We start from the raw sequence: 15,407 nt of genomic DNA, 5'->3' as shown, positions 1-15,407 counted from the left end.
GAACTTCCCGTGAGCCGCCCCGACATGCCCTGGATGCTCCCTGAACGCGCGCGAACTCCTCAGAGGATCAGATGATCCCGCCCCTCGCGCCCGGCGATCCGAGCAGCTCGGCGCCCGGCAGATCCGCCCAGGAATCGGCCAGGATCCCGACCGCGGCGCGCAACTCGTCGGGATCGCCGCAGAGCGGCAGACGCAGCCGTCCCTCGTATGCGCCGTCGATCCCGAACCGGGGTCCGGCCGGGACCACGAGCCCGCGCGACCGCGCGGCGAGAGCCAGCCGCGAGCTCAGCGGAGCGCCGAGATCCACCCAGGTGGCGATCCCTCCGGGCGTCGGCGGAACCCGCCACCCCGGCAGCCGCTCGGCCAGCAGGCTCGTCAGCAGCTCGCGCCCCGCACGCAGCTGTTCGCGACGCAGCTCCAGCGCGTCCGCGGTGCGCGGCAGCAACCGCGCGAGCAGCAGCTGCTCCAGGATCGGCGTCCCCAGATCGCCCACCACGCGCGCCTGCGCCAGCCGCGCGATGAGCTCTCGGTCGGCGCGGATCCACCCGATGCGCAGGCCGCCCCAGAGCGTCTTGCCCGCGCTGCCGATCAGCACCGCGTCGCCCTGAGCGGCGAGCGGCGGGGCGGCGAAGCCCCGGTCGATGTCGAGCTCCGCCGTGGTCTCGTCGGCGACCACGACGGTCCCCTCGCGGCGCGCGGCGGCGAGGATCCGATCGCGGGCCTCCGGCGAGAGCGACCGGCCCGTGGGATTCTGGAAGTCGGGCATGAGGAACGCGGCCGCGGGGCTCGCGCGGCGGAACGCCTGCTCGAAGGCCTCGACCTCGGCGATCTCGGCGGCGGCTCCGGCTGTGGCTCCGGCAGTCTCGGAAACGGGCACGGGCACCAGTCGGGCTCCGGCGAGCCGCAGCGCCTCGAACGCGTGCGGGTAGCTCGGCGACTCGATCACCGCGCGGTCGCCACGCCCCAGCAGCGTGCGCGCCACGAGCGCGATCGCGTGCTGCGCACCGAGCGTCACGAGGATCTGCTCCGGCTCGGTCGGCAGCCCGCGCTCCTCGTAGCGGTGGGCGAGCGCCGCGCGCACCTCCGGCAGCCCGATCGGGTCGTAGCCGTCGGTGTGCAGCCAGGACGGAAGATCCTCCGCGGCCTCCCGAGCTGCCTCGGCCAGCCATGGCAGCGCCGGCAGCGTGGCCCGGGAGAGATCGATCTCGTGCCCGCTCGGAGCCGACTCGGGCAACCGCGGCACCGGCAGCCGGACCTGCGTGCCCGATCCGCGCAGGCTCCGTGCGAAGCCGAGGTCGCGGAGCCGCGCGTACGCCGCGGCCACCGTCGTACGGCTCAGGTCGAGGCGGTCGCAGAGCTCCCGCTCCGAGGGCAGACGGGTGCCCGCCGGGATCCGCCCGTCGAGCGCGAGCAGCCGGATCCGCTCGGCGAGCGAGCGCGCGAGGCCGCCCGGATCCGCACCCCGCCAGTCGCCCAGCAACGCGACGAGCGCGGTCGCCCCGATCGACCCCTGGCCAGATTCGTTCCGCAGCACCATCGGTCCAGACTATGCGAATTGGCCTCTGGCAAACAGGCCAATCCGCTGTTTGGATATCTGCATGCTCACTCGACGCCTGCTCCAGCTCTTCATCGGCCTCTTCCTCTACGGATTCGCCGACGCGCTGATGATCCGCGCAGCCGTCGGCGTCGACCCGTGGACCGTGTTCGCGCAGGGGCTCTCGCACCTCACCGGCATCGAGATCGGCTGGCTCACCAACCTCATCGGCCTCGCCGTGCTGCTGCTCTGGATCCCGCTCCGGCAGAAGCCCGGCATGGGCACCGTGTTCAACATCCTCCTCGTCGGCACCAGCATCCAGGCCGGCCTCGCGCTCGTCGGCACCCCGCCCGAGCTCTGGCAGCGGATCCTCATGTTCACCGCGGGCCTGCTGCTGCTCGCCGTCGCGAGCGGCCTCTACATCGGCAGCCGTTTCGGCGCGGGCCCCCGCGACGGCCTCATGACGGGGATCAACGCCCGCACCGGGCTGCCGATCTGGATCGCGCGCACCATCGTCGAAGTGACCGTGCTGGCGGTGGGCTGGCTGCTCGGCGGCGACGTCGGATTCGGGACGCTCGCGTTCGCGATCCTGATCGGGCCGTTGTGCGGCATCACCATCCCGCGGCTCCGCGTGCCCGAGGCCGGCGAGCGGGGTCGGGGTGGGACTCAGGCTGGGGCCGGGGCTGGCGCTGGGGCCGAGGCCGGGGCCGGGGGTGGCGCTGGCGGGCGAGTGGACGAGCCCGCACCCGCGCAGGCGTGACCCCCGCCCTGAATCTCGTCGAGCGGCGGCAAACCGTTCCTACGGCCACCCATTTGAGTGTTTTGCCGCCACTCGACGGAATCTCCGGGCGCCGAGAGGTGGAGAGGTGGGGAAGTGGGGCGAAGGTGGGGCTTGAGCACGACCCGAGTGCCCGACCCGGTGGGCGCGCCTAAGCTGGGCGGGTGATTCCCGCCTCCGCCGACCTCGCGCCGACCGATCCCTCGCTCGCGCCCGCACCCGCGAACGAGCACGCCCCGGCGACCGAGCACGAGCTCGAACCCCGCGAGTGGGCGCCCCGCGAGGCCGCGCACCGGGAGCGCGCGGACGCACTGACCGCAGGACGTCGGGATCGCACGCTGCGCCACGAGAAGCACCCGATCGAGGATTTCCTCTTCACCTACTACTCGGTGACGCCCGGCCAGTTGCGCCGTTGGCATCCGGGCGCGGGCGTCGTGCTCGTCGGAGCCGGCATCCCTGAATCCGACGGCGCGCTGCCGGAGCGCGCCGGCTGGCGCGAGTACCGCGCCGTCGCCTCCCATCGTCCCGACGATCTGGTGTTCGATGCGGCGGCGTTCCTCGAGCGGCGCGGATCCACCGTCGACTTCGTCGACCGGCTGCTCCGCTCGACGCTCGAACGGCCGGCCACGCTCGGCTGCTTCGGGCTGCACGAGTGGGCGATGGTTTACCGGCAGACGCCCGACGAGCTGCGCCACTCCTCGCTGCCGCTGCGGCTCGGCCACGCGGGTACCGACGCGGTCGTCGAGGCGAATCCGATCCGGTGCAGCCACTTCGACGCGTTCCGGTTCTTCACCCCAGAGGCTGTGCCGCGCAACGAGCTGCGGCCGACGCGGGCGACGCAGCCCGACATGGAGCAGCCGGGCTGCCTGCACGCCGGCATGGACGTCTACAAGTGGGCCTCGAAGCTCGGGCCGGCCGTGCCCGGCGAGCTGCTGCTCGACTGCTTCGTGCTGGCGCGCGACATCCGCGAGCTCGACATGCGGGCCTCGCCCTACGACGTGACCGGCTGGGCGGGCGCCGACGGGCGGCCGCTCGAACCCGTCGCCATCGAGACGCCGGACGGCAAGCGCGAGTACGCGCGCCTGCAGGCCAGCTTCGCCGAGCGCGGCAACGCGCTGCGCGAGCGGGTGCTCGACGCGATCGGCGACCTGCGCCGCGCAGGTGCGGGCGGCGCGGGCTCCTGAGGACCCCTCAGTCTCCGGCGAGGCGGCGCACCTCGGCGAGCAGCGTGCCCGCCGTGCGCTCCCACGAGTACTCGCCCGAGTGGGCGACGCCCGCGGCGATGATCCGCTCGCGCACCGCGTCGTCGTCGAGCTCGCGCACCGCGGCCGCGAACGCCTCGGGATCCTTCGCCGGGACGAACAGCGCGCCGTCGCCCGCGACCTCTCGGAAGATCTCGAGATCGCTCACCACGGCGGGCACGCCGAAGGCGAGCGCCTCGGCGATGGGCAGGCCGTAGCCCTCGTCGAGGCTGAGCGTCGCGAGGATCGCGCGGTCGTCGAGCAGCGCGGCGTACTCGGTGTCGGAGACGCCTCCGTGGAACACGATGTCGGCGCCGTTCGGCGCGATCGCTTCGAGCTCGGCCCGGCGCTGCGGGCTGATCCGGCTGAGCAGGTGCAGCGTGCGACCGGGGAGCCCGGCCATGCCGCGCACCAGCGTCTCGACGTTCTTGTAGGGCATGAACGAGCCCATGTAGACGATCCGCTTGGGCACCTCGGCGCCGCGTTCGAGGCCCGGGTTCGCGCCGGCGGGCAGCTCGGGCAGGAGCTCTTCGAGCCGCTGCGGCGCGTTGCCGAGCACGATCACGGGGCGCCGGGTCAGGCGCACGTCGGCGAACTGCCGCTTGCTCGTCTCGCTCACCGTCGCCACGACGTCGGCGCGGTTCAGCACGAAGCGCTGCGGCACGTAGCTCAGGTGGAACAGTCGCCAGCCGAATCGCACGGGCGCCGGCAGGTCGCGCGGGGGTGTGCGGTGGCGGTAATAGATGGTGTCGTGGAGCGTGAGGATCAGCTTGAACCGGCGCCCGAGCGAGCCGATGGTCTGCATCGGCGAGAACACCGCGTCGGGGCGGTGCCGGTTGAGGATCAGCGCCGTGAACGGTTCCTTCGCCGACGTCGGCGCGTGGATCTTCAGCGTGCGGGCGCCCTCGGGCAGCAGCGGGATCTGCGCGTCGTCGTGGATCAGGAAGATGACCTGGACGTCGCGCTCGCCCGTCGATCCACCGGTCGCGGCGAGCTCGGCGACGGCGCGCGCGAGCTCCGCCGAGAACCGGCTGATCCCGTCGTGGAAGTCGGTGCGGATGTACCGGGCGTCGAAGAAGAGGCGGACGGGTCTCACTCGGGGATCGGCTCTCCGCGGTACAGCGCCTCGAAGGTGTCGAGCGTGCGCGTGATGTCGTGCACGAGCACCCCGTCGAGCGAGGCCCGCTGCATGCGCAGCCACTCCTCTGGTTCCGCGGTGAGCACCTCGGTGAGGCGGGCCGCGAGCTCGGCGTGGTTGTCGGGCTCGAACAGGTAGCCGTTCTCGCCGTGATGCACGAGGTGCGGCAGCGCGACCGCGTCCGCCGCGATGACGGGCAGGCCGGAGGCCATGGCCTCCATGGTCGCGATCGACTGCAGCTCGGCGATCGACGAGATGACGAACACGGACGCCCGGCTGTACGCGTCGACGAGCTGATCCTCATCGATCTTGCCGAGGAAGTGCACGCGATCCTGCAGGCCGAGCTTCTGCACGAGTTGTTCGAGATGCTTGCGCTGGTCGCCGCCGCCGACGATGTCGAAGCGGACCCGGATCGACGGGTCGAGCGCGGCGATGGCGCGCAGCGTCACATCAATCCGCTTCTCGCTGGTGAGGCGCCCCACCGACAGGATGCGGTGCTCGGTGCGGGGGGTCGCATCGGGCCGGTAGTTGCGGCGGTCGATGCCGCAGCTTACGGGGATCACGCCCGAGAGGTCGATGGTGCGCTCGAGGAACTCGGCCGCGCGACGCGTGGGCGTCGTGACCGCGCGCGCCATCTTGAAGGTACGCTCGGCGTCGTCCCAGGCGAGCTTGAGCACGAGCTTGTCGACGAACGGCGGCATGACGGTGAAGTCGAGGATGTTCTCGGCCATGACGTGGTTGGTCGCCACGATCGGGATGCGGCGCTGGCGGGCGATGCGGGCGAGCCCGCGGCCGATGACGATGTGCGACTGGATGTGCACGACATCGGGGCGCACCCGCGACAGCACCTGGCGCGCGTAGTGCTTCGAGCGCCACGGCCAGACGAAGCGCAGCCAGTCGTGCGGCAGCCAGCGCAGCGACGGCAAGCGGTGCACGGTCATCGGCTGGCCCTCGATGATCTCGACCTTGGGCCGGGTGCGGCGGTAGCGGGTGCCGGGGGCCACGATGTGGACCTCGTGCCCGCGCTCGACGAGGCCGGCGGCCAGGCGCTCGGCGAAACGGGCGGCACCGTTCACGTCGGGGGCGAACGTGTCGCATCCGATCAGGATGCGCAGACGGTCGGGTCGATCGGTGGGGCTCACGGGTGCGCTCGCGCCTTTCGAGTCGTCGGGTGGGCCGCGGAACACGGGATTCGGCTCGCGGGAACGTGTATCAGTGTATTCGGACGTCTCTGGAGATCGCCCGGGGCGCGTCGGGATTCGGGGATCCGCAGATCCCCGGATCCGGACGCGTGCCGGAACGAGCCGTGCCTCCGAGCCTTCGGCCCCGGGCCCGCAGCCCGCTCAGCGTCCGGCGCGCGGCTTCCGCGCCGACAGCACCGTGAAGGTGCGGTCGCGGGCGAGCTGCTCGGCGGGGCCGACGGCGCGCTCCAGGGTCGGGCGGTAGCCGAGGGGAGAGTTGAAGACGATCCGCAGTTCGCCGCCGGGCGCGAGCGCGCGAGCGCACGAGCGGATGAGGCGGTGCGCGACCGCGGTGTGCACGGTCGATCCGGAGTGGAACGGCGGGTTGAGCAGGATCAGGTCGGCCCAGCCGTCGGGCACGGCCTCGCAGCCATCGGCGCGCACGGTCTCGACGCGATCCGCGACCCCGGCCGCTTCGGCGGTGAGCCCGGTCGACGCGACCGCCGCGGCCGACTGATCGGTCGCGATGATCTCGGCGTCGGGCCAGGCGAGCGCCGCGCTGACCGCGAGCGTGCCGGTGCCGCAGCCGAGGTCGACCACGCGCGCCGGATCCTGGCCGGAGCGTCCGGCTGCGCCGGATCCCGCCCCGCGCGGGGGCGCGGTGCGCAGCGTGTCGAGCAGCAGCCGCGTGCCTCGGTCGAGCTTGGTTCCGCCGAAGGCCGCGCCGAACGCGGCGAGACGGAAGCCGAGCGCGGGATCCCCGCCCCAGACGGGGAAGCGCGGGTGGCCGAGCTCCTCGGCCGGGTGCGCCGCGGAGGCGGTGAGGATCCGGGACTTCTGCCGCGCGAGTCCCGCCGAGACCTCGGCGAAGCTGCGCTGCAGCACCTCGTTCATGGCGAGGGTCATGTGCTTCACACGACCGCCTGCCAGCACCACGACCGCGGGGTCCGCCCAGCGCGCGATCGCCTGCGCGATCTCGTCGAGCGCGTCGAGCCCGCGCGGCAGCTGGAGCAGCACGAGCGTCGCTCCGCGCAGCAGCTCGGGGCCGAGCGGGAGCGAGGTCGGCGCGTCCGCGACGCCCAGCCGATCCGCGTTGGTGTGCAGCGCGCGTTCGCCGAGCAGCGGATCCTGGTGGACCCGCACGCCGGTCGCGCCGAGCAGTTGCACGGCGCCGAGCGCGAGCGCGCCGTGCCGGTCGCCGATCACGACGGTGCCGCCGGGCATCGCGCCGGCGAAGCGGGGATCCCTCGCGGCTTCGAGCAGCAGGCGGTCCGTCGCGTCGAACGGCAGCAGCTCGGCCGCGTCGAGGTCGGGCTCCCGCGAGAGCCCTTCGAGGAACGCGGCGAGCGAGGCTTCGAAGGCGGTGTCGGGCTCAGTCACCGGGGTGCCAGACGACCATCTCGGTGCTGCGGCGCACCCGCGTACCGCGGCTCAGGGTGAAGACCTCGCCCTCGGAGCCGGCCGCGAACACGCGCCGGCCCGGTCGGTTGAGCAGTTCGTCGGAGAGCGCCCGTTCGAGCTCGCGCACGCGGGTCTCGAGGTGCTGCACGCGGTCCTCGAGCTCCAGCACGCGCCGGATCCCCTCGAGGCTCAGTCCCTCGGCCGAGAGCCGGCCGACCTCGCGCAGCTGCTCGACGTCGCGCAGCGAGTAGCGCCGGGTGTTGCCGCGGGTGCGCTGCGGCGAGACGAGACCGATCCGGTCGTACTGCCGCAGGGTCTGCGGGTGCATCTCGGCGAGCTCCGCCGCGACGGCGATCGCGAACACGGGCGTGGTGCGATCCATCTGCGGCCCGGTCATGGCGCTCATCCCCTTCGTCTGATTCGGCGAGTCCCGCGAACCCGGTGCCCGGATCCTCTCGAGGTTCCGGGCACCGGGTCCGCACGGCCCGCCGGTGTTGAGTTATCCCTTGGCGCGCGCGAGCAGATCCGCTCGCGGGTTCTCGTCGGGCTCGACGGCGCGGAAGGCCTCGAGAGCCTCCTTCGCCGCGTCCGAGAGGTGCGCCGGCACGACCACCTGGACCTCGGCGAGCAGGTCGCCGGTGCCCTTCGCGGACTGCACGCCGCGGCCCTTGACCCGCAGCACGCGCCCGCTCGGGGTGCCCGGCTGCACCTTCAGCTTGACGGTCGGACCGCCGAGCGTCGGGACCTCCACCGTCGCGCCGAGCGCGGCCTCGGTGAAGGTGACGGGCAGCGAGAGCCGCAGGTTCTGGCCGTCGCGCTCGAACACGGGGTGCGAGCGCACGTGCACGGTCAGGATGATGTCGCCGGCGGTTCCGCCGTCGGGACTGGGCTCGCCCTTGCCGCGGACCTTGATCTTCTGCCCGTCGGAGACGCCGGCCGGGATCTTGACCTTGACCTGCCCGCTCGGAGCCTGCAGCGTCACGGTGTTGCCGCGCACCGCCGTCTCGAAGTCGAGCGTGGTCGAGGCGGTGATGTCGCGGCCCCGCTGGGGACCGCGCGGTGCACCGCCGCCGAACATGCTGAAGATGTCGTCGAAGCCCTGGCCGCCGCCCTGTTGGTAGCTGAAGTTGCGGCCGCCGGTCGCACTGTGCCCGCCCTGCTGGCCGAACATGCCTCCGAAGATGTCCTCGAAGCCCTGCCCGCCCGAGGTGAACCGGGCCGACCCCGTGCCCATGGCGCGGATCTGGTCGTACTCGGCGCGCTGCTCCGAATCGGAGAGCACCGAGTACGCCTCGCTGATCTCCTTGAATCGGGCCTCGGCCGCGGCATCGCCCGGGTTCGAATCCGGGTGGTACTTGCGGGCGAGCTTGCGATACGCCTTCTTCAGATCCGCTTCGCTGACGTCCTTCGCGACGCCGAGGATCTGGTAGAAGTCCTTCTCGAGCCAGTCTTGACTTGCCATCAGCCCCCCACAGCCACAGCCACCTTGGCGGGCCGCAGCTCGACATCGCCGATCCGGTAGCCGCGCTCGATCACGTCGAGCACCGTCTCCGACTCGGTGCCGGGAACCGGCACCTGGGCGATGGCCTCGTGCAGCTGCGGATCGAAGGGGTCGCCCTTCTCGCCGAAGCTCTCGAGGCCGAGGCGCTCGAAGGTGGATCGGATCTTGGTCGCGATCGTGGCGAACGCGGATCCCTCTTCGAGATCCCCGTGCTGCTCGGCGCGGTCGAGGTCGTCGAGCACCGAGAGCATGGGCAGCACGGCCGAGGCCGTGGCGCGCTGCTTCTCGATGACCGCGTTGGCCTCGGTCCGCTTGCGGTAGTTCGCGTACTCCGCGGTGATCCGACGCAGGTCCTCCAGGTACGGGCTCTCGGCCTCGGCCGCCGCATCGGGATCCCCGGCCGCCGACGCGTCCTGCTCGGTCGACAGGATGTCGTCGACCGTCAGCTCCTCGCCCTGCGGCGCGGGGCCGGAGGCGTTCGCCTCCGGCCCCGCAACGGGAACCTCGTCGCCGGGCTGTTCACCCTGGGGCGTGCGCTGCTCCTCGTTCGTCATCGTTACTTCTTCTCCTCGTCGTCCTCGACGACCTCGGCGTCCACCACGTCCTCGTCGTTCGACTCGGGAGCGGCGGTGCCGGCCTCGGGGGCGGCGTCCTGCGCCGACTGGTAGATCGCCTGGCCGAGCTTCTGCTGGCTCTCGCCGAGCTTGTCGGCGGCGGTCTTGACCGCGGCCTCGTCGTCACCGGCGAGCGCCTGCTTCAGCGCGTCGAGATCGCCCTGCACCTCGGTCTTGACGTCCTCGGGCAGCTTGTCCTCGTTCTCCGAGATGAGCTTCTCGACCGAGTAGGCGAGCTGCTCGGCGTTGTTGCGGACCTCGGCGGCCTCGCGGCGCTTCTTGTCCTCGGCGGCGTGCTCCTCGGCCTCGCGCACCATGCGATCGATGTCGTCCTTCGAGAGGCTCGAGCCGCCCGAGATCGTGATCGTCTGCTCCTTGCCGGTGCCCTTGTCCTTCGCGGACACCTGGACGATGCCGTTGGCGTCGATGTCGAAGGTGACCTCGACCTGCGGCACGCCGCGCGGAGCCGGCGCGATGCCGGTCAGCTCGAAGGTGCCCAGGTTCTTGTTGTCGCGGGTGAACTCGCGCTCGCCCTGGAACACCTGGATGGCGACCGACGGCTGGTTGTCGTCGGCGGTGGTGAAGGTCTCGCTGCGCTTGGTCGGGATCGCCGTGTTGCGCTCGATGAGCTTCGTCATGATGCCGCCCTTGGTCTCGATGCCGAGGCTCAGGGGGGTCACGTCGATGAGCAGGACGTCCTTGCGCTCGCCCTTCAGCACGCCGGCTTGCAGGGCTGCGCCCACGGCCACGACCTCGTCGGGGTTGACGCCCTTGTTGGGCTCGCGGCCGCCGGTGAGCTGCTTGACCAGCTCGGAGACGGCGGGCATGCGGGTCGAGCCGCCGACGAGCACCACGTGCGCGATGTCGGAGACCTTGACGCCTGCCTCGGCGATCACATCGGTGAAGGGCTTGCGGGTGCGCTCGAGCAGATCCTTGGTGAGCTCCTCGAACTTGGCGCGCGAGAGCGTCTCGTCGAGGTTCGCCGGGCCGTTCTCGGTGAGCGAGAGGTACGGCAGCTGGATCTGGGTGCTCATCGAGTTCGAGAGCTCCTTCTTGGCCTGCTCCGCGGCCTCCTTGAGGCGCTGCAGGGCGATCTTGTCGTTCGAGACGTCGACGCCGGTCGACGACTTGAACTGCTGGATCAGCCACTCGACGACGCGCTGGTCCCAGTCGTCGCCGCCGAGGCGGTTGTCGCCGGCGGTCGCGCGGACCTGGATGGTCGAGAAGTCGTCGTCCTTGCCCACCTCGAGGAGGGAGACGTCGAAGGTGCCGCCGCCGAGGTCGAAGACGAGGATCAGCTCGTCCTCCTTGCCCTTGTCGAGGCCGTAGGCGAGGGCCGCGGCGGTGGGCTCGTTGATGATGCGGAGCACGTTGAGGCCCGCGATCTCACCGGCCTCCTTGGTGGCCTGGCGCTCGGCGTCGTTGAAGTACGCGGGGACGGTGATGACCGCGTCGGTCACCTTGTCGCCCAGGTAGGTCTCGGCGTCGCGCTTCAGCTTCATGAGCGTGCGCGCGCTGATCTCCTGCGGCGTGTACTTCTTGCCGTCGATGTCGGTGGTCCAGTCGGTGCCCATGTGACGCTTGACGGACGCGATGGTGCGGTCGACGTTGGTGACGGCCTGGCGCTTCGCGGTCTCGCCGACGAGCACCTCGCCGTCCTTCGTGAACGCGACGATGGAGGGGGTGGTGCGGAAGCCCTCGGCGTTGGCGATGACCGTGGGCTCGCCGCCCTCGAGGACCGCGACGACGGAGTTGGTGGTGCCGAGGTCGATACCGACTGCACGTGACATGTGCTCTCCTTGCTGTTGTGCGGCGGCCGTGGGCCGCCCGGTTCTGGTGATTCTGCTCCGGGACCGCTCGGGATCCCGAATCCGGTGCGAGCTCAGAAGGTTGAGTCGCTTGTGCTCAAGTTTATCAAAACGGTTCCCGCCGTCAACCTCGGGCAAGTGAACTTGAGTCGAACACACTCAACTCTCAGCTTCGATCCGGCCGGCGACGCGGCACTACGCTGACCTCATGCCGGCACTCGACCTCGGTCCGCTCACGGATCCCGACGACCGGGACGCCGCACGCGCACTCTCGGCGGAGATCGACCGCCGCCACGGCCGCACGAAGGCCGGCACCGCGATCGGGACCGGCTGCGCGCTCCTGCTCGTCATCGTGCTCGGTCTCGGCCTCGCCGCCGCGTTCGCCATGGGCACGCTCAGCGGCGGCTCGGCCTGGTGGCTCCTCCCGGCGGGCGCCGTCGCGATCCTCACGGTCTGGCTGTGCGTCTTCGTGCTGCGCGGCGCGGTCCGGCAGAACCGCGCACTGCCCGACCAGCGCTGGCGCATCACCGGCTTCGCCGCCGCCAACGGCCTCGAGCTCGTCGAACGCGAGGCCGATCCTCCCGCCGTCGGATCGGTGATCGGCCGGGGCAGCAAGGATCGGCGCCTCGAGGGCGTGCTGCGCTGGCCGGATCGTTCCCTCGAGGTCGGCGAGTACCACTCCACCGACGTCGGCTACCGCGGGATCGAGTCGCCCGTGAGCTTCGGCTACGTCAGGATCGCGCTCGGCGGCTCGGCCCCGCCGTTCCTGCTCGACGCGAAGGCGAACAACTCGATGGTCGACGGCGGCAGCATCGCCGGCTTCGTCGACATGCGCGATCCGACCCGGCTCCGCGCCGCAGGCGGAGCCCGCTTCACCCTGTGGGCGTGGAAGCGCGACGGCGAGCGCGCAGCCGCGTTCGTCGATCCGGAGCTGCTCGATCTGCTCGCGGCGCGCCCGGTCGATCTCGAGGTCCTCGGCGAGGAGGCGTTCCTCTATTCGCCGCGGCTGATCCCGGTCACCGATCCGGAGCTGTGGCCCTGGCTGCTCTCCGTGGTGGACGCGCTCCGGGCGAGGACCCCCGGCGTTTCCCCGCAGGCGCTACCCTGAGCGCATGATCGCCCCGAATACGGCCACCGGCACCGACGCAGCCGCCGACGCCCCGGCCGTGCGCAAGCGCACCGTCTTCGCCTGGTCGCTGTGGGACTGGGGATCCGCGTCGTTCAACGCGGTCGTCACCACGTTCGTCTTCAGCGTGTACCTCACGAGCGACTCCTTCGGCCCCGAGCAGGTCGTCTCGGCGAAGCTCGGCACCGCGCTCCTCATCGCCGGCGTCGTCGTCGCGCTGTTCGCGCCCGTGATCGGGCGCCTCTCGGACGCGGCGGGGCGGCGCAAGACCTGGCTCGGCATCAACACCGCGATCGTCGTCGCCTGCACCGCCCTGATGGTGCTCGTCGCCCCGGCCGAGCAGTACCTCGTCCTCGGACTCGTGCTGCTCGCGGTCGGCAACGTCGCATTCGAATTCGCGAGCGTCAGCTACAACGCGATGCTCGGGCAGATCTCCAACAACCGCAACGTCGGCAAGATCTCCGGCTTCGGCTGGGGCATGGGCTACCTCGGCGGCATCGTGCTGCTCGCGATCCTGCTGGTCGGCTTCATCTTCCCCGACGTCGGCTGGTTCGGCGTCACGAGCGAGGGCGCCTGGAACATCCGCGTCGCCATGGTGCTCGCCGCCGCCTGGTTCGGGATCTTCGCCGTACCCGTCTTCTTCGCGGTGCCCGAGATCCCCGTCGCCGCCGAGTACCACGGCGCCGGGCGCGGGATCCTGACCGCCTACGCCGACCTGTTCCGCAGCGTGCGGAACCTGTGGCGCACCGCCCGCCAGACCCTCTTCTTCCTCATCGCGAGCGCCGTGTTCCGCGACGGGCTCGCAGGCGTCTTCACGTTCGGCGGCGTGATCGCGGCGCGCAGCTTCGGCTTCGACTCCACCACGGTCATCATCTTCGCCATCGCCGCGAACGTCGTCGCCGGGCTCGCCACGATCCTGATCGGCATGTTCGAGGACCGGATCGGCGCGAAGCCGGTCATGGTGGCCTCGCTCACGCTGATGCTGTTCTGCGGCCTGCTCGTCTTCCTGCTGAACCCGCTCGGATCCTGGGTGTTCTGGGTGTTCGGGCTCCTGCTGTGCATCTTCGTCGGACCCGTGCAGTCCGCGAGCCGTTCCTTCCTCGCCCGCCTCATCCCGCCCGGCAAGGAGGGCGAGATCTTCGGCCTCTACGCCACGACCGGCCGCGCGGTGTCGTTCCTCGCGCCCGCCGGCTTCACGCTCGCGGTCGCGCTCGGCGGATCCACCATCTTCGGCATCCTCGGGATCGTGCTCGTGCTGATCATCGGCCTGCTCCTGCTGCTGCCCGTGCGCGCCGCTCGGGTACCCTAACGGGGTGCCCCGCCCCGAACTCAGCCCCGAGCAGCTCGCCGTCTACGAACGGATCGAGCACACCCGCGAGCACATCTTCGTCACGGGGCGCGCCGGCACGGGCAAGTCGACGATCCTGAACCACCTGGCGTGGAACACGAGCAAGATCATCGCCGTGTGCGCGCCGACGGGCGTCGCCGCGCTCAACGTGGGCGGCCAGACGATCCACTCGCTGCTGCGCCTCCCCACCGGCGTGATCGCCGACCACGACCTCGACCAGCCCGCCGAGCTGAAGAAGATGCTCTCCTCGATCGACACCCTCGTGCTCGACGAGATCTCGATGGTCTCCGCCGACCTCATGGACGCGATCGACCGCGCGCTCCGGCAGGCGCGCGGCAAGAAGCACGACCCCTTCGGCGGCGCGCAGATCATCATGTTCGGCGACCCCTTCCAGCTGCCGCCCGTGCCGCCGCGCGACCCGCACGAGCGCGCCTACTTCAACGACACCTACCGCTCGCTCTGGTTCTTCGACGCGAAGGTGTGGCGCGACTCCCCCATGAGCATCATCGAGCTCACCGAGGTGCACCGGCAGCGCGACAGCCGCTTCAAGCAGATCCTCGGAGCCGTCCGGCACGGCGTCGTCGACGCCGACATGGCCGGCGAGCTCAACGCGGCCGGCGACCGCCCCGCCCCCGCGGACGCGCTCACCCTCGCGACCACCAACGCCACCGTCAACAAGATCAACCAGGAACGGCTCGCGGGGATCAAGGGCGGGGCGATGCGCGCCGTCGCCGAGGTGAACGGCGAATTCCGCGAGAACACGTTCCCCGCCGACGAAGTGCTCGAGCTCAAGCAGGGCGCGCAGGTCATGTTCCTGCGCAACGACCCCGACGGACGCTGGGTCAACGGCACCATCGGCACCGTCTCGCGCGTCTCCGGTACCGTCTGGGTCGAAGTCGACGACGAGGAGTACGAGGTCGAGCCCGCCGTCTGGGAACGGTTCCGGTACCGCTACGACGCCGAGACCAAGAAGCTCGAGAAGGAGGTCGTGGCCGAGTTCGAGCAGTTCCCGCTGCGCCTCGCCTGGGCGGTCACCATCCACAAGTCGCAGGGGCACACCTACGACCAGGCCGTCATCGACCTGGGCCCCCGCGCGTTCAGCGCCGGGCAGAGCTACGTCGCGCTGAGCCGCGTGCGCTCCCTCGAAGGGCTCTACCTGCGTCGGCCGCTGCAGCCCCGCGACGTGATCGTCGACCCCAACGTCGTCAGGTTCATGCAGGGGAGGTAGGGCGCGGGCTTGTGCTCGTGTGCTCGTGTGCTCGTGCTCGGGCTCGTGTGCTCACTCGCTCGCGAGTGCGCACACGCGTTTTCTCCGTCGAGTGGCGGCAAAACGTTCGAATAGCAGGCCGATTGCATCGTTTTGCCGCCGTTCGATGGATCCCCTCGCGCCGCACTTCGAACCGTCTACCCCTCCACAGCACGCATCCATGCAGGATCGCGCACCGACGCGCTCTGGCCTGTGGATAACCGCCATCATCCTTGGCGTGCCGGGCAAGCTGCTTGCATGCCCCGACGCCCAGCTCCCCTCCCCGAGCCGCTCCGCGAGCCCGCCTTCACTCTCGCCGAGGCGCGGGCGCTCGGCGTGACCTCGGCTACTCTCGCCCACTCGAGGTTCGAGCGTCCGCATCATGGGGTCCGACGTCTCGGCGCACCCCGGCCTGCACCACCGAGGCGGCCGAGCTATGTCGAGGACCGGGTCCGCGCGCGGGCACGGGACTACGCTCCGCTGCTGCGCCG

The 15,407-nt window shown here is 71.2% G+C and carries 13 protein-coding genes; 5 read left to right on the top strand and 8 right to left on the bottom strand.

Annotation, left to right across the window (positions count from 1 at the left end; all coding sequences use genetic code 11):
* Positions 1-67: 67 nt before the first annotated feature.
* A complete protein-coding gene (locus tag XM48_RS09270; RefSeq protein WP_046455527.1) occupies positions 68-1,537 on the bottom strand; it encodes a PLP-dependent aminotransferase family protein in 1,470 nt (489 codons plus the stop codon).
* 61 nt (positions 1,538-1,598) lie between these two features.
* Between XM48_RS09270 and XM48_RS09265 the strand changes: the two genes are divergently transcribed.
* Together XM48_RS09265 and XM48_RS09260 are read left to right on the top strand one after the other, a co-directional pair.
* On the top strand, positions 1,599-2,294 hold the full coding sequence (locus tag XM48_RS09265; RefSeq protein WP_084821088.1) for a YitT family protein: 696 nt from the start codon (positions 1,599-1,601) through the stop codon (positions 2,292-2,294).
* Between the two features lie 185 nt (positions 2,295-2,479).
* A complete protein-coding gene (locus XM48_RS09260) occupies positions 2,480-3,496 on the top strand; it encodes a hypothetical protein (protein ID WP_046455561.1) in 1,017 nt (338 codons plus the stop codon).
* Positions 3,497-3,503: 7 nt separating this feature from the next.
* Here XM48_RS09260 and XM48_RS09255 read toward each other — a convergent pair whose 3' ends face one another.
* The 7 genes from XM48_RS09255 to dnaK form a co-directional block, all read right to left on the bottom strand.
* Positions 3,504-4,649: a glycosyltransferase family 1 protein gene (locus XM48_RS09255; protein ID WP_046455526.1), complete on the bottom strand. Its 1,146-nt coding sequence runs from the start codon at positions 4,647-4,649 to the stop codon at positions 3,504-3,506.
* Positions 4,646-5,833: a glycosyltransferase gene (locus XM48_RS09250; RefSeq protein ID WP_046455560.1), complete on the bottom strand. Its 1,188-nt coding sequence runs from the start codon at positions 5,831-5,833 to the stop codon at positions 4,646-4,648. Before XM48_RS09250 ends, XM48_RS09255 begins: the two co-directional genes overlap by 4 nt.
* A 201-nt stretch (positions 5,834-6,034) precedes the next feature.
* Positions 6,035-7,252: a methyltransferase gene (locus XM48_RS09245; protein ID WP_046455525.1), complete on the bottom strand. Its 1,218-nt coding sequence runs from the start codon at positions 7,250-7,252 to the stop codon at positions 6,035-6,037.
* Complete coding sequence (locus XM48_RS09240; protein ID WP_046455559.1) at positions 7,245-7,655, bottom strand: heat shock protein transcriptional repressor HspR; 411 nt, start codon at positions 7,653-7,655, stop codon at positions 7,245-7,247. The genes XM48_RS09245 and XM48_RS09240 overlap by 8 nt, the downstream gene beginning before the upstream one ends.
* A gap of 117 nt (positions 7,656-7,772) precedes the next feature.
* A complete protein-coding gene (locus tag XM48_RS09235) occupies positions 7,773-8,735 on the bottom strand; it encodes a DnaJ C-terminal domain-containing protein (protein WP_046455524.1) in 963 nt (320 codons plus the stop codon).
* Complete coding sequence (locus tag XM48_RS09230) at positions 8,735-9,328, bottom strand: nucleotide exchange factor GrpE (protein WP_046455523.1); 594 nt, start codon at positions 9,326-9,328, stop codon at positions 8,735-8,737. The genes XM48_RS09235 and XM48_RS09230 overlap by 1 nt, the downstream gene beginning before the upstream one ends.
* 2 nt (positions 9,329-9,330) lie before the next feature.
* Positions 9,331-11,178 carry a molecular chaperone DnaK gene (gene dnaK, locus XM48_RS09225; RefSeq protein ID WP_046455522.1) on the bottom strand — a complete coding sequence of 616 codons (1,848 nt, stop codon included), beginning with the start codon at positions 11,176-11,178 and terminating at the stop codon, positions 9,331-9,333.
* Positions 11,179-11,404: 226 nt separating this feature from the next.
* Between dnaK and XM48_RS09220 the strand changes: the two genes are divergently transcribed.
* From XM48_RS09220 to XM48_RS09210, 3 genes are read left to right on the top strand one after another with little or no spacing between them, the layout of a single operon-like run.
* Positions 11,405-12,304 carry a hypothetical protein gene (locus XM48_RS09220; RefSeq protein ID WP_046455521.1) on the top strand — a complete coding sequence of 300 codons (900 nt, stop codon included), beginning with the start codon at positions 11,405-11,407 and terminating at the stop codon, positions 12,302-12,304.
* Positions 12,305-12,308: 4 nt separating this feature from the next.
* Positions 12,309-13,631 carry an MFS transporter gene (locus XM48_RS09215; protein ID WP_046455520.1) on the top strand — a complete coding sequence of 441 codons (1,323 nt, stop codon included), beginning with the start codon at positions 12,309-12,311 and terminating at the stop codon, positions 13,629-13,631.
* Positions 13,632-13,635: 4 nt separating this feature from the next.
* Entirely contained in the window at positions 13,636-14,898 is a 1,263-nt protein-coding gene (locus tag XM48_RS09210; protein WP_046455519.1) for an ATP-dependent RecD-like DNA helicase, read from the top strand.
* Positions 14,899-15,407 lie beyond the last annotated feature (509 nt).

The sequence above is a fragment of the Leucobacter sp. Ag1 genome (genome assembly GCF_000980875.1).
GTDB lineage: Bacteria > Actinomycetota > Actinomycetes > Actinomycetales > Microbacteriaceae > Leucobacter > Leucobacter iarius.
This window is presented reverse-complemented; position numbering and strand designations above follow the sequence as displayed.